This is a genomic window from Cupriavidus gilardii, from assembly GCF_008801915.1.
Taxonomy (GTDB): Bacteria; Pseudomonadota; Gammaproteobacteria; order Burkholderiales; family Burkholderiaceae; genus Cupriavidus; species Cupriavidus gilardii.
In genome coordinates this window covers 399,014-416,979 of record NZ_VZOV01000001.1, presented here as the reverse complement: position 1 = coordinate 416,979, position 17,966 = coordinate 399,014, and the positions used below count along the sequence as shown (strand labels likewise).

Below are 17,966 nucleotides of genomic sequence, written 5' to 3'. Positions count from 1 at the left end.
GCAAGACGTCTGGCGAGGCCCGTTTGTGACAGCGTTGCGCTGCCAAACGGTCAGGTACCGCTCCCGGCCAGCGCCCGCGCCGCCGGCATCCGGTCCCAATACGGGGGATAGCCGATGACGAGGCCCCCGGCATCGATGGTCAGCTCGGCGGTGAATGCCGAGTCCTGGCCGTGATAGCCGCCCAGGCCGCTGCCGGCGCCCTGACGCTCTCCCGCCGGCCCGAGCGTCTCATAGCGAAAACGGCGGCAACCGTCCGTGTCCGTGGCCAGCAAGGTGTAGCGCTGCCGGACCGGCTCGACCCGCAGTTCGGGCAAGCGGACGTAGGCCATCGTGAAGACCTGGGCCACGCCCGGCTCCCAGGTGGCATGGCAGACCGGCAGCGTGTTGGTGATCGGCGTGGCCATGATGTCGATATAGGCGGCCCCGGCGAGGTCGTCGCGCGGGCCCTGCCCATCGGTCCACTGCCTGCCGTCCCAGGCCAGCTGCAGCGCCCGCGTGTCGCCCTGGTACACGGTGCGGGCATCGAGCCGGACAAAGCGCCAGTCCGCCTCGCATTCGAGCCGATAGGCCAGTTCCAGCGGCCCGTCGTCCCACTGCGCCTGCATCCGCCCTTCGACCCGTACGCGATCCTGGGTACGGATCACCGCGGCCACATCGAGGCCGGTGCGCGTCAGCCAGGACCACGCGACCAGTTGCGGATCGGCCGGTTGCCGATTGCCGGTCGGGGATGTCGATGGATTCATGATCGCCCTCCTTTGCGCAGACAGGCTCCGGCAGGCGCGGTCTGCTGTCAAAGGCCGCCTGCCCTCGCCATCGAGAGCGTCAATCTACCGCGATACCGGCAAGCCGGCGATGCACAATCGGCATCGCCGGCGGTTATGGATCGATTCGGTACAGCCATGCCGATAATGGACCTGAATATCGCTGGCAAAATATCCGGAAAACCAGCCAAACCAGGCCAATAATCTTCCGGCTCGCTCTCGCAGCGGCATCCGATATTGCACGGCGTCATCACGCCTGCCGCCTTGCCGGCCATTTTCAAAGGGCAATCATTTTATTTTCCATAATCATTCTTCATGCACCTGAAGCGGCGCAGCATAGTGATTTCAGGAATGAATCCCTGCTGGTGAAAACCCTGCCATCCCTTTCACTTGACTTAATTGATATATCACATACCTTGTAACCCATCGCCACACCCAATGCGAGCGGGGCGATGTCCGTGATGGCAACCGGCACCCCAACAGAGGGACAGCAACGGCAAGGAGGAATGCATGGAAAACGATTCGACCGGGTCGTCCATCGCCGCCAGATCAGTTTAAGCAAGCCCGCTTCGCCCCATTCTTCAGTTCCGATCGCGCCTGCCGCCGCCGGCAGCGCAATAGCGCAGGTTTTTTTGTTTCAGGAGCGGATGTGTAACGGACATAGAAGCCAACGATACAGGAGACATTGAAATGCTAGCGACGATATCCCAGCCGAGGTGCGGCACCGCACATTCGGACAGGCAGGATCAAACGATTGAAGGAGTGCGCCATGAATAATTCGTCGACGGCGGCATTCCGCCCCAATCCGCAGGTCTCCGAAAAGACGCGCTGGACGCAGCTTATCGTTGGCGTCATCTGCATGGTCGCCACCGCCAACATCCAATACGCCTGGACGCTGTTCGTCCCGGAAATCCAGGAAACCTTCGGCTGGTCGCGCGCCAATATCCAGATCGCCTTCACGGTGTTCGTGCTGGTGCAGACCTGGCTGGCGCCGATCGAGGGCTATTTCATCGACAAGTTCGGGCCGCGGATGATGGTCGCCTTCGGCGCCTTGCTGATGGGTAGTTCGTGGGTCATCAACTCGCAGGCCACCACGCTGATGGGCTTCTACGTCGGCGCCGCGGTCGGCGGGCTTGGCGTCGGTTCGATCTACGCGACCTGCATCAACAACGCGATCAAGTGGTTCCCCGACCGCCGCGGTCTCGCGGTCGGCCTGACCGCGGGCGGTTACGGCGCCGGCTCGGCCGCCACGATCCTGCCGATCGCGGCGATGATCGAGTCCTCGGGCTTCCAGCACACCTTCCTGTTCTTCGGCGTGCTGCAGGGCACGCTGGCATTCGCGGCTGCCTGGTTCCTGCGCTCGCCGAAGGCAACCGAGGTCAAGGCATCGAACAAGCTGGCGCAGGCCACGCGCGACTACACGTTGAAGGAAGCGCTTTGCACCAGGCTGTTCTGGCTGATGCTGGTGATGTTCGTGCTGGTGGTCACCGGCGGCATGATGGCCGTGGCACAGCTGGGCGTCATCGCCAAGGACCTCGGCGTCAAGGACTTCCAGGTCGACCTGCACTTCTTCGTGATGGCCGCCCTGCCGCTGGCACTGATGCTCGACCGCGTGATGAACGGGATCTCGCGTCCGCTGTTCGGCTGGATCTCCGACCATATCGGCCGCGAGAAAACCATGGTGATCGCCTTCTCGCTGGAGGGGATGGGCATCATCGCGCTGGGGTACTTCGGCCACAACCCGTATGCCTTCCTGATCCTGTCCGGCGTCGTGTTCCTGGCCTGGGGCGAGGTCTACTCGCTGTTCTCCGCGCTGGCCGGGGACGCCTTCGGCACCAAGCACATCGGCAAGATCTACGGCGTGCTCTATACCGCCAAGGGCATCGGGGCGCTGTTCGTGCCGATCGGCAACCTGATCATGGAGGCAACCGGTACCTGGTCTACCGTGCTGTACACCGTGGCCACCATGGACCTGATCGCGGCCTTCCTCGCGCTGATGGTGCTGCGGCCGGTACTGGCGGGGCATGTGGCGACATCCAGACGGCTGTTCTCGAAGGAGGAGGCGGCGGCAGCCGGCACGCAGGTACCCGCCTGATCGATCTCCACCCCGGCCAACGCCGGAGCTGACGCGGGCTTCTTCGGAAGCCCGTTTTTTTTGAAGCAGTTTTGTTCAATACAGCGGCCCACGGCCCCTTCTAGCATGCGCCATCGTCCACTCCGGAGCGCAACGATGGCCTCTGTTACCGTGCTGCTGTCCATGGCCGCCTTTGCCCTGGTGTCCTCGATCACGCCCGGGCCGGTCAATATCGTGGCGCTGAGCGCGGGCGCCCAGCATGGCTTGCGCGCGAGCCTGCGGCATGTCGCCGGCGCGACGGTCGGCTTTTCCGTGCTGCTGCTGTTGGTCGGCCTCGGCATGCATCGATTGCTGACGCAGTGGCCCGCGTTGACGACGGCGATTCGCTGGGGAGGGATCGCCTTCCTGCTGTTCATGGCCTGGAAACTGGCCACCGACGAGGGGCAGATCGACGCGAGCGGCGGCGGCAAGGGGCCGTCGTTCCTGTACGGCGCCGCGATGCAATGGCTCAACCCCAAGGCCTGGCTGGCGTCGGTGGCCGGCATCGGCGTCTACGCGGCCGATGGCGCCGGCGTCCAGGTGTGGCGCTTCGCGGCGATCTATTTCGTGGTCTGCTATCTGTCGATCGCCTGCTGGGCCTATGCCGGGGCGTTCCTGCGCGGTTATCTGCGCGATGCGCGCCGCGTGCGCATCTTCAACCGCGCGATGGCGCTGCTGCTGGTCGCCAGCGCCCTGTTCCTGGTGGAGCGTTAAGGCCCGGCTTGGGGCCCGACTTGAGGCCCGACCTGCAGCACACCGGTACTCAGCGCATCCGCTGATACTGCGCCGGCGTGGCGGCCACCATCCGCTTGAACACCCGTTGCAGGTGCGCCTGATCGGCGAATCCCGCTTCCACCGCGACATCGGAAATCGCGCGGCCCCGCTTGAGCTGGCTGCGGCTGTACTGCACGCGCCGATTGACCAGATAGGCGTGCGGCGTCAGCCCATAGTGCTGCTTGAAGGCGCGGATCAGATGCGATTCGGACAGTTGCGCAGTGGCGCAGATATCGCCAAGCCGCAGCGGCCGGGCGAAATTGGCGTCGATGAATTCGGCGGCGCGGCGCAGGCGATATTCCGGCCATTGGCGATGCGCTCCGTTTTCGCCGGTATCGAAAGACCGCGGCCTCGGCGCGGGAAGAAGACGCCGATGCACCGCCGAGAAAAAAGCGATCGCGGCCTCCTCCTTGCGCATCGGCTCGATGTCCTCGTCGGTCAGCAAGGCATGGAAGCGGCCCAGCGCGCGATGCAGCGCGGCATCGTCGCTGACCCACGTCGAGAAGGCCTGGAAGTCGCAGTTGCGGTCAAAGCCCAGATCGTGCTGCAGCGAACCCAGCCAGCCGGCGTCGACATGCAGCATCCGATACGACCATGGTGCATCGTCGAGCGGATTGCACGCGTGCACCTCTTCGGGATTCATCAGCACCACGGCTCCGGCACCGACTTCGGCGCGCATGCGGCCACCGACGTAGATGCTGCGCCCGCCGGTCACCGCACCGATCGAGAAAGTCTCGTGCGAATGCGCGCCGTAGCGGATGCGGCGGCCGTCCTCGATCCAACGCGCCTCGATAAACGACAGGGAAGGATCGCGCCAGAACACCGGCGTCGCTGTACTCGTCATCGTCGGTTGCCCGTTTGTCAGGAGTGCTCAGATTGCATGCGCGCCATTCTAGCCGGGCGTCAAGGCCGTTTCCGGCGGTACGGCGCCAAACTCGGCGTGAACCCAGTCGCGCACCAGCCGAGTGGCTGGCCGTTCTGCCGCGCGCGGGCTGTAGACCAGGTCGTAGCGGAAGCTCTGCAGCGACAATTCGAACGGCTGCACCAGCACGCCGGAGGCCAGTTCTTCGGCGACCAGCGTCAGGCTCAGCAAGCCAACGCCCTGCCCCGCGATGGTGGCCTGGATCGCGTGGATCTCGTCGGTGAAGGTGAGGCCCGCGGAGGCATCGATTTCGCCGGCGCCATCGCCCGCCCGTTCGAGCCAATGCCGCCACACCGCGGCGCGCGGGTCCTGCCGCACGCCTGCGCCCCATTCGAAATGAATCAGCTCGGCGTGACGCAGGTCGGCCAGCGACGACAGCTTCAGATGCGGACTGCAGACCGGCGCAAAACGGTCCTGGAACAGCGGCTCGACCGTCAGGCCGGGATAGTGGCCGCCGCCATAGCGGATCGCCACGTCGGCATCGCCGTCGAGATCCACGACAGCGTTGGACGCATCGAGCCGCAGCGTCCAGTCGGGATAGGCGGCGCGGAACGACCCCGCGCGCGGCGCCAGCCGCTTGGCGACAAAGGCGACCGTCGACGACAGCGTGGCGATATTGGCCGCGCGCTGCCGCTGCACCGCCGCCACCGCGCGCTCGAAGCCGTCGAGCCCATCGCGGATCGCCGGAAACAGCAGCCGCCCGCTCGCGGTCAGATCGACCTTGCGGGTTTCGCGCTCGAACAACCTGACGCCGAGCCATTCCTCCAGCAGACGGATCTGGTGGCTGATCGCGGTCGCGGTCACGTTCAATTCGTCGGCCGCGCGCTTGAAGCTCAGGCGCCTGGCGGCTGCCTCGAAGGCGCGCAGCGCGCTCAGAGGAGGCAGGCGTCTCATGGCAGCCTCATGAATGAGTTCATCTCATCCATACGTTGAGATTTGACCATTTGTCGGTGTAGGGTGAGATCACGATACTGGGGACGTTCTCCGCAGCGGCCATGTCCAGCGCCGGCTGACGGATGAAATTCCCTCAACTTTATCCTGGAGTTCGCCATGCTGCTCGAACAAGTCCGCACCAACCCCGATCCGTACGCGCCGTTCCTGCTGTCGCAGGGCATCCGCGTCGGCAATCTGGTCTTCATCTCGGGACAGGCCGCCATCGGCGACGACGGCAATATCGTCGGCCGCGGCGACTTCGACAAGCAGGCCGAGCAGGCCTTCCGCAATCTGCAGCGCGCGCTCGAAGCCGCCGGCTCGAGCCTGGACCGCGTCGCCAAGGTCACGATCTTCCTGAAGTCGATGGACAACTTCGGCAAGATCGTCGAGCTGCGCCGCAAGTGGTTCTCGGCGCCCTACCCGGCCGATACCATCGTCGAGATCTCGAGCCTGTATTCGCCGGACGCCCTGATCGAGATCGAGGCCATCGCGGTGGCCGAAGGAGAGCCGGCATGAACGCCGACGTACGACCGACGCTGTTCGATCCGCTCGACATTCGAAACATCGCGCTGCGCAACCGGCTTGTCGTTGCGCCGATGACGCGCATCAGTGCGACGCCCGAGGGCGTACCGACGCCGACGATGGCCGATTACTACGCGGGTTTCGCGCGCGGCGGCTTCGGCCTGATCGTCACCGAAGGCACCTACACCGATCGCGCCTATGCACAGGGCTATGCGGGGCAGCCGGGCCTGACCGATCTCGGGCAGGCGCGCGCTTGGCGCGCGGTCACCGATGCCGTGCACGATGCCGGCGGCCGCATCTTCGTGCAGCTGATGCATGCGGGCGCGCTGTCGCAGGCCAACCGCTTCCGCGACGAGACGGTCGGCCCATCGAGCATCACGCCCAGGGGCATGCAGATGGCCGTCTATCGCGGCAACGGAGCCTATCGCACGCCGCGCGCGATCGAGCCGCACGAGATCGACGCGGCGATCGCGGGGTTTGCCGAAGCGGCCCGGCTCGCCCGCGATGTCGCCGGCTTCGATGGCATCGAGATCCACGGCGCCAACGGCTATCTGCTCGACCAGTTCCTGACCGACTATACCAATCGCCGTGACGATGCCTGGGGCGGTGCCATCGGCCAACGCGTCCGGCTCGCCGAGCAGACCGCGCGGGCCGTCCGTGCCGCGGTCGGTGACGCGTTTCCGGTCGGCGTGCGCATTTCGCAGGGCAAGGTCAACGATTTCACGCACAAGTGGGCCGAGGGAGCCGAGGGCGCGGCGATCGTATTCGGCACGCTGGCCGCGACGGACATCGACTTCCTCCATCTGACGGAGTTCGAGGCGTGGCAGCCGGCATTCCCGGGCGACGCGCGCTCGCTGGTCCGGCATGCGCGGCTTGCCGCGCCGCATCTGACCGTGATCGCCAACGGCAGCCTGCACGAGCCGGCGCGGGCGCAGGATGCGCTGGCCGATGGCGCGGACCTTGTCGCGCTGGGCCGCGGCGCGCTGGCCAATCCCGACTGGCCGATGCGCGTGGCGAAAGGCATCGCACCGCGTGCCTTCGCCCCCGCGCTGCTGTCGCCGTTGGGCGAGATCAAGCCGGCGGAACTGCGGATGCGTGAAGCGCTGCCGCTGGTGGCGTGAACGGCCGCATGGGACCGGCCCTCCCGCGCATCGCGGGAGGGTCCATCAACGTGCTACGTGGCGAACGTCCGTTCCCGTCGTGCCTGACAGGGCGCACAGCGCGTCGCTGTCGGATTGGCCAGCAGGCGCTCGTACGGGATCTCGACCCCGCAGTCTTCGCAGACGCCGTAATCGCCGGACGCGAGGCGCTCGCGCGCCTGTGCAATGTCATCGAGCTCGCCACGGTAGTGCTGCTGCAGCGCGGCGCGATCGAGCTCCTCGTTGACGCCCTCGGCGGTGTCGGCCAGGTCCTGCGGCTCCCGTAGCGGGTTGGTCGGGGGACGGTCGCGCCCCTGCTGATAGAGCGGATCGAGCTCGCGTTCGCGCCGGTCCAGGCGCTCCCCGAGCGCCGCGATCTGTTCGCTGTTCAGATGTGTCATGTCGGCCTCCATCACGCCGGTCATCTCGGCAGTTGCCGAGGCGGCGCCATACGTTGATCGACATCCCCGTTCGCTGGCCGTTCCCCAAGCGCCGACATCCCGCTACTGCATGCCCGGCGGCGCCTGCGGCGCGTGCACCGACACCCAGTTGCCGTTCTCGTACTTCTTCCAGTTGTCGCCGGCGTCGCGCGCGTACAGCCCATCCTCCAGGATCATCAGCCGGGTCGGATGCGGTGCAACCGGCGGCGGGCCGGCCGTTTCCGGCCCCTCGCCCTCGATCACGCCCTCGGCGGCACCGTCGGCGCCCTGGGTCGCGCTTTCTGCCGCCGATGCGGTATCCGGCGGCGCGGCGGGCGGAGCGTCGGCCAGCGCGCGCTGCGCCGCTTCGCTCAAACGTGCGCCTTCGTCCGGCGAACCTCCTCCGCATCCCCCCAGCACCAGCGGTATCGCCGTCGACCCCGGCGACATAGGTCGAACGATGGCTGATCGTGAACAGGTAGTACTTGCCGTCCTTGATATAGATCTGCGGCCGCTCGGTCTGGTCGTTGACGCAATTGGCCGAGAGGATGGGCGGCAGGAACATGATCGGTTGAACGAGGTCGCCGTATAGAACCCCACGATGCGGCCATCCGGCATGATGCGCGTCGACCCGGACCACTCGGCGTTGTGGGTCATCGGCACACCGCCGAATATCCGCAGGCTCGAACCGTCGAGGAACAGGTGGCCGCCATAGATCCAGCCGCCGTTCGCCGGCCGCTTCGAGGCCGGAATGCCGGCGCGGCGACAGAAGTAGCCGATGCGCGCGTGGGATATGGCGGTCGTCGAAGGTATAGCCCGCACTGCGGTCGCGACGCCGGGCGAAATCGGCACAGATCCAGGAAGGGGCGGCCTGTCACGCGATTACGTGAAGCGTCAAGCCGCGTGAAGCCCCGCGAGGCCGCAATGCGGACGCGAGCGCGCCTCTTCGTCGCAGGTCATCCGAAGCCAGCGTCTTGCCGGGGAAGTCCCCACGCGACCACAAGGACAGGTCGCGGACAAAGGCGGCATCGGCATGCATTGCGATGCGCGCTCGTGAACGACGACGGGGACCTCGTCGGCCCCGTTATCGTTCGGGTCTGTGTTGGCCAGCGCGGATCATTCCTGCCGCGCATGGCCACGGGAGGATTGCGAATGGGTTAAAAAAAGGCAGGACAACTGTCCTGCGTGCGCGCCTGCAATGGCGCCGCTGCGGCGGCGTAAACCCGGTTCGCCGCAACGTAGAACGAGGTTAGTACACGGGTTGATCGAATGCCAAGGCTTCAATCGGTGCCGATGTGCCGGCGCCGAGCGGCGCTGCGCAAACGCCGTTCAGGCCTGCCGCCGCCAGACCGGCGAGGCGCTTACCACCACCTTGCGCGGAATGATCTGCTGCGCGTGGAAGGCATCGGCGATGCGCTGCTGCTCGTCCAGCGCCGGCGTGTCCACCGCCTGCAACTGGTAGCTGCGGCGCCGGTTCGCGATCTGCACGGTAGCCGCGTCGAGTCCGATCAACGGTGCATGCCATTCGGCCGCGGCGGCCGGATTGGCCTTGACCCACTCTCCTGCCTGCGCGAGCGCATCGAACACGGTGGCCAGCACATCGGCGCGTCGGCGTGCGAAGTCGCTGGCCGCCAGATAGAAGCGCCGATAGCTGGCCAGGCCGGTGCCGTCGGCCAGCACGCGGGCCTGGGCCTGGCGCTGCGCGGCCGCCAGGAACGGATCCCAGATGACCCATGCCGATACGTTGCCGCGCTCGAAGGCGGCGCGCGCATCGGCCGGCGTCAGGTATGCGGGCTCGATATCGCGCATGGACAGGCCGTTGCGCGCCAGCGCCTCGAGCAGCAGATAGTGCGCGCCGGCGCCCTTGGCGAAGGCGACACGGTGGCCCTTCAATTGCGCGATGGACGTGAGCGACGAGTCGCGCGGCACCACGATCGCCTGCGCCGTCGGCGACGGTGTCTCGATCGCGTAGTAGGTCAGCCTGGCGCCGGCGGCGAGCGCGAACGGCGGCACCGCGTCGGCGACATCGGCACTGAGGTCCAGCCCGCCGACATTGAGCGCCTCCAGCAGAGGCAGGCCTGAGGTGAATTCGTGCCAGGACACCGAGACGCCCTGCGGGGCCAGCGCCTTCTCCAGCGTGCCGCGCGACTTCAGCAGGATCATCAGCGTCGACGACTTCTGGTAGCCGATCCGCACCGTCTCCGGCTTGCCGCCCGCTTGCCCGCGTGCCGCGCCGGCCAGCGTCCATGCCGCGATGCCGGCGCCGGCCAGCAGCAGCTGCCGCCGCTTCTGTTGCATATCGCTGTCCCTTCGCGTCATAGCGTGGCGATCGACACTTCGGTCGACTTCACCAGCGCGATCACTTCCTTGCCGACCGCGAGCTCGAGCTCCTTGACCGAGCGGGTCGTGATGACCGAGGTCACCACCAGCCCGCCGGCGGTTTCGACATCGATCTCGGACACCACCGGTCCCTCGATGATTTCGCGGATCCTGCCGCGGAACTGGTTGCGCACGTTGATGGCATGAATCGTCATGACAGGTTCCTCGATGAAATTGCCGAATGCCTGGAATATCAGACCGACCAGCGCACACGCTCGGCGGGCCACGGTGCGCTGTTTGCGGAAGCCGTTGCGGCACGGGCCAGTTCGGCCTCGCGCTGCTGCAGTTCGCGCGCCCGCGCGGCGACACGCTGCACCGAGCGGTCGAGCCGTTCGACGATATCGCCGGTCGCGGTGTAGCCGCCCTCTGGGCGCGATGGCAGCTGCTGGTCGGTCGCGTAGATGCCGTCGAGGATGTCCCGGGCGCCGAGCGCCGACAGCACCGGCTTGAGCGCATAGTCGAGCGCCAGCAGGTGCGCGGGACTGCCGCCGGTGGCCAGCGGCAGCACGGTCTTGTCGCGCAGGCCGTCCTGCGGCAGCAGATCGAGGAAGGCCTTCAAAACGCCGCTGTACGAGGCCTTGTAGATCGGCGTGGCGACGATCACCAGCTGCGATTCACCAACCGCGCGCACTGCCTCCTGCAGGCGGGCGTCGCCGAAATCGGCCTGCGTCAGTGCCTGCGCCGGCAGGTCGCGCGGCCGGATCGAGCGGTAGGAGGACGTGAAGGCGTCCAGCCGCGACAGCGCGAGCTCCAGCAGGTAGGCCGAACGGGAAGGCGTGGAAGGACTGCCGAGTATGCCGACGATATTCATCAGAGCGTTGCCAATGCGCGGGTCCGCGCGTCGTTGTCAGGGGATTCGGTCGCGGGCTGCCGCAGCACCCGCCGCAGCACGCGCTCCTCGAGCGCGGCGAATGCCGGCGCGCCGTGGCTGCGCGGGCGCGGCAACGGCACGCGTTCGTCGAAGGCGATGCGGTGGTCTTCAATCAGCACCACGCGGTCGGCCAGCGCGACGGCCTCTGCCACATCGTGCGTGACGAGCAGCGCGGTGAAGCCGTGCGCCAGCCACAGGCGCTCGATCAGCTGCTGCATCTCGATACGGGTCAGCGCATCGAGCGCGCCAAGCGGCTCGTCGAGCAGCAGCAGCCGCGGCCGATGCACCAGCGCACGCGCCAGCGCGACGCGCTGGCGCTGGCCGCCGGACAGCACCGCGGGCCACTCGTTGGCGCGCTCGGCCAGCCCCACCTGGGCCAGCGCTTCGCGCGCGCGTTCGCGGCCTTCCCGCCCCGGCAGGCCCAGTGCGATGTTGTCGAGCACGCGCTTCCACGGCAGCAGCCGCGCATCCTGGAACATGATGCGGGTGCCGTCGTCATGGCCGTCCTGGGGCCGGCCATCGAGCGCGATGCGACCAGCGCCGGGGCGCTCGAGTCCAGCGACCAGACGCAGCAGCGTGCTCTTTCCGCAGCCGCTGCGGCCGACGATCGCGACGAATTCTCCCGGCGCGATGCGCAGATCGATCTGCTGCAGCACGGCGCGGTCGCCGTAGGCCTTGTGCAGGCCGCCGATCGCGACCTCGGTGCCGTGCGGACGGGCGGGACGGTCGCTACGGCTGGGCCTGTCGCCGGCGGTCCGCAATGTGGCGGGCGGGCCTGGCTCGCCGGCCTCACGGCCCCCGCGCCGCAGCGGCAAGTGTTGTTGCGTGGCATGCATCGGTTCTGCTCCAGCAGGAAGTCGTTCGTGTTGGCTCGCGCGCGGTCGGCCCGTCGGCGGGCTCAGCCGCCCGGGCTCTGGTAGCCGGGATGCCAGCGCAGCCACCAGCGCTCCAGTCCTTTGGCCAGCAGGTCGGCCAGCTTGCCCAGCAACGCGTAGAGCAGGATGCCGACCAGCACCACGTCGGTCTGCAGGAACTCGCGCGCGTTCATCGTCAGGTAGCCGATGCCGGCCTGCGCGGAAATCGTCTCGGCGACGATCAGCAGCACCCACATCAGGCCCAGCGAGAAGCGCAGCCCGACCAGGATCGAGGGCAGCGCACCCGGCAGGATCACCTGCCAGTACAGCGCCCAGCCGGACAACCCGTAGCTGCGCGCCATCTCGATCAGGCCCTTGTCGACCGAGCGGATGCCATGGAAGGTGTTCAGATAGATCGGGAAGAACACGCCGACCGCCACCAGGAACAGCTTGGCGGCCTCGTCGATGCCGAACCACAGGATCACCAGCGGGATCAGCGCCAGCGCCGGGATATTGCGCACCATCTGCAGGCTCGAGTCGAGCAGCGTCTCGGCAATCCGGAAGGTACCGTTCAGCAGCCCGAGCAACAGGCCGAGTCCGCCGCCGATTGCCAGCCCGGCCAGCGCACGCCACGCGCTGACGGCGGTGTGCTGCCACAGCTCGCCGGACAGCGCCAGCGTGCGGAACGCGGCCACGACCGCCAGCGGCTCGGGCAGGACGCGGCTCGACAGCCAGCCGCTGCGCGAGGCCAGCTCCCACAGCAGCAGGATCAGCGCCGGCACCAGCCACGGCAAGCCGCGCCGCAGCGCGGATGCCGCCCAACCCTGGGGCAGCAGCGCGCGCGCCGGCGCGCCCGCATGGAAGTCGGCCGCCAGCGCGGCACCGCTTTTCGATGAATTCGACATGGCGTTCAGCTCGCGGACAGATTGGCGCCCTGCGTGCCCCCCTTCGTGGCCGCCTGCGCGGCGCTCGAAGGCACGAAGGTATTGGCGACGATCTCGCCGAACGGTCCGGTCAGCACGCGCTCGGCGGCCTCCCGATGGGCCAGCGGCAGCAGCGGAAACACCAGTTCGGCGAAGCGGTGCGCCTCTTCCAGATGCGGGTAGCCGGACAGGATGAAATACTCCAGCCCGAGCTGCGCGTATTGCTCGATGCGAGCGGCCACCTGCTCGGGGTTGCCGACCAGCGCGGTACCGGCGCCGCCTCGCACCAGCCCGACGCCGGCCCACAGGTTTGGCGCGATCTCCAGGCCCTGGCGGACGTCGTGCTTGTTGAAGCGGCCGCCATGCAGCTGCGCCATGCGCCGCTGCCCCACCGAATCCATCGCGGCGAACTTGCGCTGGGCCGCCGCGACGATCTCCTCGTCCAGATGCGACACCAGTTCGCTCGCCGCACGCCAGGCCTCCTCCTCGGTCTCGCGCACGATCACGTGCAACCGGATGCCAAAGCGCAGCTGCCGGCCGACCGCGGCGGCACGCGCGCGCACGTCGGCGATCTTCTGCGCCACCGCCTCGGGCGGCTCGCCCCAGGTCAGATAGGTATCGACTTGCTCGGCGGCAAGATCGTGCGCCTCGGGCGACGAGCCGCCGAAGAACAGCGGCGGATAGGGCCGGCTGATCGGCGGATACAGCGCCTTCGCGCCCTCGACGCGCAGATGTTCGCCGGCAAAGTCGAAGGCCTCGCCATCATGGCTGCGCGCCAGGATCTCGCGCCAGATCGTCAGGAATTCGCGCGACAGCGCATAGCGGTCGCGATGCGACAGGAACAAGCCGTCGCCCTCCAGCTCTTCGGGATCGCCGCCGGTGACCAGATTGACCAGCAGCCGCCCGCCCGACAAGCGGTCCAGCGTCGCGGCCATGCGCGCGGTCTGCGAGGGCTGCATCAGGCCTGGACGCAGCGCCACCAGGAACTTGAGCCGCCGCGTGGCATCGATCAGGCTCGAGGCCAGGATCCACGAGTCCTCGCAGGAGCGGCCCGTCGGCAGCAGCACGCCCTCGTAGCCGAGGCTGTCGGCGGCGATCGCCACCTGCTTGAAGTAGTCGAAGGTCGCGGCGCGCGCGCCCCGGGCGGTGCCCAGGTAGCGCGAATCGCCGTGCGTGGGCAGGAACCACAGGACTTTCATCGGGCATCTCCGGCGTTCGGCGCACGCTGTGCGACGGCGTCTCGCTTTGCGGGCAGCGCGTCGGCGATGCGGATCGGCTTTGGGATCAGCTTCAGCGCGTGGAAGGTATCGGCGATCTGCTGCTGTTGCGCGGCCACGGCCGGGGTCAGCGGCGCCACACCGAATTCGCTGCGGTTCAGCGTGCGTTCGACGACGTCGACGTCGAGCCCCTGCTGCGGGGCGATCAGCGCCGCCGCGGCACGGGTATCGGCCTTCAGGCGCTGGCCCTCTCGCAACAGCTGATCGAACAGCGCCTCGACGATCTGCGGCTTCTGCGTGGCAAAGCGCCGGGCGGCGAGGTAATAGGCGTAGTTGTTGACCAGGCCGCGGCCATCGGCCAGCACGCGCGCGCCGATCTGCTTTTCCGCGGCGGCCAGGAACGGGTCCCAGATGACCCAGGCATCGACGGCGCCGCGCTCGAAGGCTGCTCGCGCGTCCGCCGGCGCCAGATACACCGGCTGGATATCGCTAATCTTCAGGCCGGCCTTCTCCAGCGCCTTGACCAGCAGGTAATGGACGTTCGACCCCTTGTTCAGCGCGACCTTGCTGCCCTTCAGATCGGCCACCGAGCGCAGCGGCGAATCGCGGCGCACGACGATAGCCTCGGACCCGGGCGCGGCGGGATCGAAGCCGATATAGACGAAGTCGGCGCCGGCCGCCTGCGCGAAGATCGGCGGCGCTTCGCCGACGAAGCCGACATCGACGGCACCGACGTTCAGGCCCTCGAGCAATTGCGGGCCGGCCGGAAACTCCACCCATTTGACGGCGGTGCCCAGCGGTGCCAGCCTGCGCTCGAGCGACTGCTGCGATTTGAGCAGCACCAGCAGGCTGGCGGACTTCTGATAGCCGATGCGCAACGTGTCGGTGGCCGGTTGCGCCAGCGCGGCGCCCGAGGACGCCACGGCGGCGTACGCGATGGCGAGCGCCGCCAGGCCGCGAAGGGTGCGCAGCCGGCGCAGCCCTTGATTCAGGAGCGAAAGCGTCATGGCTTGATGGATCGGGGATCGGAACAGCCCCGACGATAGCGCGACGGGCCGCCATGACAAACGAAGCGTTTCGGATTTCGATACGCGGCCAGCGCATGTGCGACACCGCGGTACCGGCCGCTGGAATCACGACCTTGGCCTGGCCCGATACGCCGTCCTGCCGATATGGCAGGCCGATGACGTCGCGCAGGCCCCATGGCGACCTCCTGCCGTCGACGGCCCGCACGAGGGAACCGCAGGCGGGACGAATCCTCATGTCAGGTCATGGCAGGCGGCATGGCCCGCTATGCCGCAGGACCCCTCCGTCGCGGTACGCGCCTGTGGGCGCCGCCCCTGCCCTCCTTCAGCGCGGCGACGAAGGCCTGCACCGCCGGCGGCGAGCGGTCGGCGCGCGTGATCGCGACCACCGTTGCATGGGTGTCGAGATCGGCGATCGGTACGAAGGCGACGTCGGGCCGGTTGGCCTCGCCGACCGAGGCGCCGACCAGCGTAAAGCCCAGTCCGGCGGCGACCAGCCCGAGCGCGGTATGGATCTCGATCGCCTCATGGCCGGCGCGCGGATCGCAACCGGCGCTGCGCAGCGCCGCCACCATCAGGTCCGCGAATCCGCTCTGCGGATCCTTCGGATACCGGATCAGCGCCATCGCGCCAAGCTCGGCCGCGCGCAACGACTTGCGCCGCGCCAGCGGCGACGTCGCCGGCAGCGCCGCCACGAAGGGCTCTTCGAACAGGATCGTGTAGTCGAGGTCGGCCGGCCGCTCGAACTCCCCGATATAGCGCGAGATGCCCACGTCGATGCGCCCGCGCCGCAGCAGCGCGCCCTGATGCTCGGACAGCTGCTCGACCAGGTCCAGATGGACATCGGGAAAGCGCTTGCGAAAACGGCGGACCGCCGCGGGCAGGATCGAGAAGATCGCCGAGCGCGTAAAGCCGATGCCGAGCCAGCCGAGATTGCCGGCGGCAACCGCACGCGCCTCCTCGTCGAGCCGCCGCATCTGCGACAGCAGGTCCTTGGCGCGCGGATAGAGGAAGCGTCCGGTCGCGGTCAGCGACATGGGCCGCGTCGAGCGATCGAACACCGGCGCGCCGAGCTGGTCCTCGAGCTGCGCGATCTGCATGCTGATCGCCGTCGGTGCCACGAACAGGCGGTTGGCGGCCTCGACGGCGCTGCCGGCGTCGACCACGGCACAGAAATAGCTCAGCTGTCTCAAGTTCATTTTTTATGAATCCGAGTCCAATAATCGATGTTTGATCCGGCTCGCACTTTACTTGAAACTGCGCTTCGAGCTTACGAGGACATCGACATGGATGCTATGCAATGCGCAGATGGGCACGGAGACGAGCGGAAGGAGGGCTGGCTGCAGGCCGTACGCGAGCTCTCCACCGCCGAGGTTTCCGACGCCCTGGACTATTTCCGCCTGCCCGGCAGCGCGCTGGGCATCCAGCCGATCGCCGGCGCGCCGGCGCTGTTCGGCCCGGCCTTCACCGTCAGCTTCGTGCCGGTGGACGTGGCCTGCCCCGGCACCGTCGGCGATTTTCTCGACGACATCCCGGCGGGCGCGGTGGCCGTGCTCGACAACGGCGGCCGGCTCGACTGCACCGTCTGGGGCGGCATCATGAGCCGGCTGGCGGCACACCGCGGCGTCGCCGGCACCGTGATCCACGGCGTCTGCCGGGACACCGCGCAGGCCGATGCCGCCGGCTATCCGCTCTATGCCCGCGGCCGCTTCATGCGCACCGGAAAGGATCGCGTGCAGGTCTCGGCGGTCGGGCAGCCCGTCAGCCTCGGCGACGTGCGCGTGGTACCGGGCGACTACATGCTGGCCGATGCCGACGGCGTGGTCGTCATTCCGCGATCGCAGGCGCAGCGCGTGATCGAGCGCGCGCTGCGGACGCGCGATGTCGAGCAGCGCATTGTCGATGCGGCGCTGGCCGGCATGGCGCTGGGCGAGGCTCGCCGGCAGTTCGGCTACCACGTGCTGCAGCGCGCCGGCCATTAGCCGTTGCCAAAGCCTGTCCGCAGCCATTCACCGCTGCCGGCCTCGGCTTCATCGACAGACGACGGACCACGTCGCACCACATGCATCAGGAGACAGCATGACCATCGAACCCACACCCGCGCACCGCCTTCCACGCCACCTTCCGCGCCGATACCGCACCGTGCTGCTGGCCGCCGGCGCGATCGCGGGCTTCGGCCTGATCGCCACGGCCGCCCGCGCCGCGGCCCCCGAGCCCTACCCGTGCGCGACCTTGCGGATCGTGTCGCCGTATCCGCCGGGCGGCACCACCGACATTCTCGCGCGCATCGTGTCGCCCGGGCTGTCGAAGCAGCTCGGCATTCCGGTGATCGTCGACAACCGCGGCGGGGCCAGCAGCAATATCGGCACGGAGTTCGTCGCGCGCGCCAAGGGCGATGGCTGCACCGCGCTGCTGGGCAACAACACCGGGATCGTGATCAACCGCAATCTGTACCAGCTCAAACTCGATCCCACCCGCGCGCTGGCTCCGGTCGGCGAGATTGCGTCGGTGCCGCTGGTGCTGTACGTCAACAGTGCGCTGCCGGTCAACTCGGTAGCGCAGCTGGTTGCGCTCGCCAAGGCCGCGCCCGGCAAATACAGCTACGCGTCGGGCGGCAGCGGCAGCCCGCAGCATCTGGCCGGCGAAATGCTCAAGCTCGAACGCCAGCTCGATATCGTCCATATCCCCTATCGCGGACAAGGGCCGGCGCTCAGCGACGTGATTGCCGGCCAGGTGCCGATCGCCTTCGAGACCACCACCGCGATCGCCCCGCAACTGAAATCCGGACGGCTGCGCCCGCTGGCGACCACCGGTGCGAAACGCGCCCGCACGCTGCCCGATCTGCCGACGATGCAGGAAGCCGGCTTTCCCGGCTTCGTGATCGAGAACTGGTACGGGCTGTTCGTGCCGGCCGACACACCGGCGCCGCTGGTGCAACGACTGAACGCCGCGCTGAACGCGGTGCTGGGCCAGCCCGATATCGCCGGCCGGCTGTCGGACATGGGCTCGGCCGACGTGCGCGGCACCACCGCGCAGTTCCGCGCCTTCATCGCCAAGGAAATGCCCTACTGGGAATCGCTGGTCAAGCGCTCCGGCGCCACCGTCGACTGAACC

19 protein-coding genes and 1 pseudogene are annotated in these 17,966 nt (G+C 67.9%); 6 read left to right on the top strand and 14 right to left on the bottom strand.

The features are described 5' to 3' along the window. Window positions 1-50 precede the first annotated feature (50 nt). On the bottom strand, window positions 51-743 hold the full coding sequence (locus F7Q96_RS01810) for a putative glycolipid-binding domain-containing protein (RefSeq protein WP_151021952.1): 693 nt from the start codon (window positions 741-743) through the stop codon (window positions 51-53). 787 nt (window positions 744-1,530) lie between these two features. On the opposite strand from F7Q96_RS01810, the gene oxlT reads away from it, so the two are divergent. Both oxlT and F7Q96_RS01800 read left to right on the top strand, forming a co-directional pair. Then, window positions 1,531-2,856, top strand: coding sequence for an oxalate/formate MFS antiporter (oxlT, locus tag F7Q96_RS01805; RefSeq protein ID WP_006576590.1), 1,326 nt, complete (start codon window positions 1,531-1,533; stop codon window positions 2,854-2,856). 135 nt (window positions 2,857-2,991) lie between these two features. Then, window positions 2,992-3,588, top strand: coding sequence for a LysE family translocator (locus F7Q96_RS01800; protein WP_151021950.1), 597 nt, complete (start codon window positions 2,992-2,994; stop codon window positions 3,586-3,588). 49 nt (window positions 3,589-3,637) lie between these two features. Here F7Q96_RS01800 and F7Q96_RS01795 read toward each other — a convergent pair whose 3' ends face one another. Both F7Q96_RS01795 and F7Q96_RS01790 read right to left on the bottom strand, forming a co-directional pair. After that, window positions 3,638-4,492 carry an AraC family transcriptional regulator gene (locus F7Q96_RS01795; protein ID WP_151021948.1) on the bottom strand — a complete coding sequence of 285 codons (855 nt, stop codon included), beginning with the start codon at window positions 4,490-4,492 and terminating at the stop codon, window positions 3,638-3,640. A gap of 48 nt (window positions 4,493-4,540) precedes the next feature. After that, window positions 4,541-5,464, bottom strand: coding sequence for a LysR substrate-binding domain-containing protein (locus F7Q96_RS01790; RefSeq protein ID WP_053824037.1), 924 nt, complete (start codon window positions 5,462-5,464; stop codon window positions 4,541-4,543). Between the two features lie 156 nt (window positions 5,465-5,620). Between F7Q96_RS01790 and F7Q96_RS01785 the strand changes: the two genes are divergently transcribed. Both F7Q96_RS01785 and F7Q96_RS01780 read left to right on the top strand, forming a co-directional pair. After that, window positions 5,621-6,019, top strand: coding sequence for a RidA family protein (locus F7Q96_RS01785; protein ID WP_053824038.1), 399 nt, complete (start codon window positions 5,621-5,623; stop codon window positions 6,017-6,019). Then, window positions 6,016-7,146, top strand: coding sequence for an oxidoreductase (locus F7Q96_RS01780; RefSeq protein ID WP_053824039.1), 1,131 nt, complete (start codon window positions 6,016-6,018; stop codon window positions 7,144-7,146). Before F7Q96_RS01785 ends, F7Q96_RS01780 begins: the two co-directional genes overlap by 4 nt. 53 nt (window positions 7,147-7,199) lie before the next feature. Here F7Q96_RS01780 and F7Q96_RS01775 read toward each other — a convergent pair whose 3' ends face one another. From F7Q96_RS01775 to F7Q96_RS01725, 11 genes and pseudogenes are all read right to left on the bottom strand, one after another. After that, on the bottom strand, window positions 7,200-7,565 hold the full coding sequence (locus tag F7Q96_RS01775) for a TraR/DksA family transcriptional regulator (RefSeq protein WP_158507291.1): 366 nt from the start codon (window positions 7,563-7,565) through the stop codon (window positions 7,200-7,202). Window positions 7,566-7,667: 102 nt separating this feature from the next. Next, a complete protein-coding gene (locus tag F7Q96_RS01770) occupies window positions 7,668-7,958 on the bottom strand; it encodes a hypothetical protein (protein WP_053824041.1) in 291 nt (96 codons plus the stop codon). Window positions 7,959-8,004: 46 nt separating this feature from the next. Then, window positions 8,005-8,427: pseudogene (locus F7Q96_RS01765) on the bottom strand (glycoside hydrolase family 68 protein); the annotation flags it as partial. 485 nt (window positions 8,428-8,912) lie between these two features. Continuing rightward, a complete protein-coding gene (locus F7Q96_RS01760; RefSeq protein WP_082371761.1) occupies window positions 8,913-9,881 on the bottom strand; it encodes an aliphatic sulfonate ABC transporter substrate-binding protein in 969 nt (322 codons plus the stop codon). Window positions 9,882-9,898: 17 nt separating this feature from the next. Beyond that, window positions 9,899-10,117, bottom strand: a complete 219-nt coding sequence (locus tag F7Q96_RS01755; RefSeq protein ID WP_006577405.1) for a TOBE domain-containing protein — start codon at window positions 10,115-10,117, stop codon at window positions 9,899-9,901. Window positions 10,118-10,155: 38 nt separating this feature from the next. After that, a complete protein-coding gene (gene ssuE / locus F7Q96_RS01750; protein WP_053824043.1) occupies window positions 10,156-10,773 on the bottom strand; it encodes an NADPH-dependent FMN reductase in 618 nt (205 codons plus the stop codon). Further along, window positions 10,773-11,669 carry an ATP-binding cassette domain-containing protein gene (locus tag F7Q96_RS01745; protein WP_082371762.1) on the bottom strand — a complete coding sequence of 299 codons (897 nt, stop codon included), beginning with the start codon at window positions 11,667-11,669 and terminating at the stop codon, window positions 10,773-10,775. The genes ssuE and F7Q96_RS01745 overlap by 1 nt, the downstream gene beginning before the upstream one ends. Before the next feature lie 62 nt (window positions 11,670-11,731). After that, a complete protein-coding gene (gene ssuC / locus F7Q96_RS01740; protein WP_151021946.1) occupies window positions 11,732-12,592 on the bottom strand; it encodes an aliphatic sulfonate ABC transporter permease SsuC in 861 nt (286 codons plus the stop codon). A 5-nt stretch (window positions 12,593-12,597) separates the two neighbouring features. Further along, on the bottom strand, window positions 12,598-13,809 hold the full coding sequence (gene ssuD / locus F7Q96_RS01735; protein WP_053824044.1) for an FMNH2-dependent alkanesulfonate monooxygenase: 1,212 nt from the start codon (window positions 13,807-13,809) through the stop codon (window positions 12,598-12,600). After that, window positions 13,806-14,834: a sulfonate ABC transporter substrate-binding protein gene (locus F7Q96_RS01730; RefSeq protein WP_053824045.1), complete on the bottom strand. Its 1,029-nt coding sequence runs from the start codon at window positions 14,832-14,834 to the stop codon at window positions 13,806-13,808. The genes ssuD and F7Q96_RS01730 overlap by 4 nt, the downstream gene beginning before the upstream one ends. Before the next feature lie 284 nt (window positions 14,835-15,118). Continuing rightward, entirely contained in the window at window positions 15,119-16,051 is a 933-nt protein-coding gene (locus F7Q96_RS01725; RefSeq protein WP_151021944.1) for a LysR family transcriptional regulator, read from the bottom strand. Window positions 16,052-16,138: 87 nt separating this feature from the next. On the opposite strand from F7Q96_RS01725, the gene F7Q96_RS01720 reads away from it, so the two are divergent. Together F7Q96_RS01720 and F7Q96_RS01715 are read left to right on the top strand one after the other, a co-directional pair. Beyond that, window positions 16,139-16,834, top strand: a complete 696-nt coding sequence (locus F7Q96_RS01720) for an RraA family protein (RefSeq protein WP_151021942.1) — start codon at window positions 16,139-16,141, stop codon at window positions 16,832-16,834. Window positions 16,835-16,931: 97 nt separating this feature from the next. Continuing rightward, window positions 16,932-17,963, top strand: coding sequence for a Bug family tripartite tricarboxylate transporter substrate binding protein (locus F7Q96_RS01715; protein ID WP_226994947.1), 1,032 nt, complete (start codon window positions 16,932-16,934; stop codon window positions 17,961-17,963). The last annotated feature ends 3 nt before the right edge of the window (window positions 17,964-17,966 follow it).

What these genes read in the sequence shown, in the direction of transcription:
- F7Q96_RS01760 (WP_082371761.1), bottom strand. Translation starts at nt 9,881, where the DNA reads ATGCAACAGAAGCGGCGGCAGCTGCTGCTGGCCGGCGCCGGCATCGCG.
- ssuD (WP_053824044.1), bottom strand. Translation starts at nt 13,809, where the DNA reads ATGAAAGTCCTGTGGTTCCTGCCCACGCACGGCGATTCGCGCTACCTG.
- oxlT (WP_006576590.1), top strand. Translation starts at nt 1,531, where the DNA reads ATGAATAATTCGTCGACGGCGGCATTCCGCCCCAATCCGCAGGTCTCC.
- F7Q96_RS01755 (WP_006577405.1), bottom strand. Translation starts at nt 10,117, where the DNA reads ATGACGATTCATGCCATCAACGTGCGCAACCAGTTCCGCGGCAGGATC.
- F7Q96_RS01810 (WP_151021952.1), bottom strand. Translation starts at nt 743, where the DNA reads ATGAATCCATCGACATCCCCGACCGGCAATCGGCAACCGGCCGATCCG.
- ssuE (WP_053824043.1), bottom strand. Translation starts at nt 10,773, where the DNA reads ATGAATATCGTCGGCATACTCGGCAGTCCTTCCACGCCTTCCCGTTCG.
- F7Q96_RS01745 (WP_082371762.1), bottom strand. Translation starts at nt 11,669, where the DNA reads ATGCATGCCACGCAACAACACTTGCCGCTGCGGCGCGGGGGCCGTGAG.
- ssuC (WP_151021946.1), bottom strand. Translation starts at nt 12,592, where the DNA reads ATGTCGAATTCATCGAAAAGCGGTGCCGCGCTGGCGGCCGACTTCCAT.
- F7Q96_RS01720 (WP_151021942.1), top strand. Translation starts at nt 16,139, where the DNA reads ATGGATGCTATGCAATGCGCAGATGGGCACGGAGACGAGCGGAAGGAG.
- F7Q96_RS01725 (WP_151021944.1), bottom strand. Translation starts at nt 16,051, where the DNA reads ATGAACTTGAGACAGCTGAGCTATTTCTGTGCCGTGGTCGACGCCGGC.
- F7Q96_RS01715 (WP_226994947.1), top strand. Translation starts at nt 16,932, where the DNA reads ATGACCATCGAACCCACACCCGCGCACCGCCTTCCACGCCACCTTCCG.
- F7Q96_RS01775 (WP_158507291.1), bottom strand. Translation starts at nt 7,565, where the DNA reads ATGACACATCTGAACAGCGAACAGATCGCGGCGCTCGGGGAGCGCCTG.
- F7Q96_RS01795 (WP_151021948.1), bottom strand. Translation starts at nt 4,492, where the DNA reads ATGACGAGTACAGCGACGCCGGTGTTCTGGCGCGATCCTTCCCTGTCG.
- F7Q96_RS01730 (WP_053824045.1), bottom strand. Translation starts at nt 14,834, where the DNA reads ATGACGCTTTCGCTCCTGAATCAAGGGCTGCGCCGGCTGCGCACCCTT.
- F7Q96_RS01785 (WP_053824038.1), top strand. Translation starts at nt 5,621, where the DNA reads ATGCTGCTCGAACAAGTCCGCACCAACCCCGATCCGTACGCGCCGTTC.
- F7Q96_RS01780 (WP_053824039.1), top strand. Translation starts at nt 6,016, where the DNA reads ATGAACGCCGACGTACGACCGACGCTGTTCGATCCGCTCGACATTCGA.
- F7Q96_RS01790 (WP_053824037.1), bottom strand. Translation starts at nt 5,464, where the DNA reads ATGAGACGCCTGCCTCCTCTGAGCGCGCTGCGCGCCTTCGAGGCAGCC.
- F7Q96_RS01800 (WP_151021950.1), top strand. Translation starts at nt 2,992, where the DNA reads ATGGCCTCTGTTACCGTGCTGCTGTCCATGGCCGCCTTTGCCCTGGTG.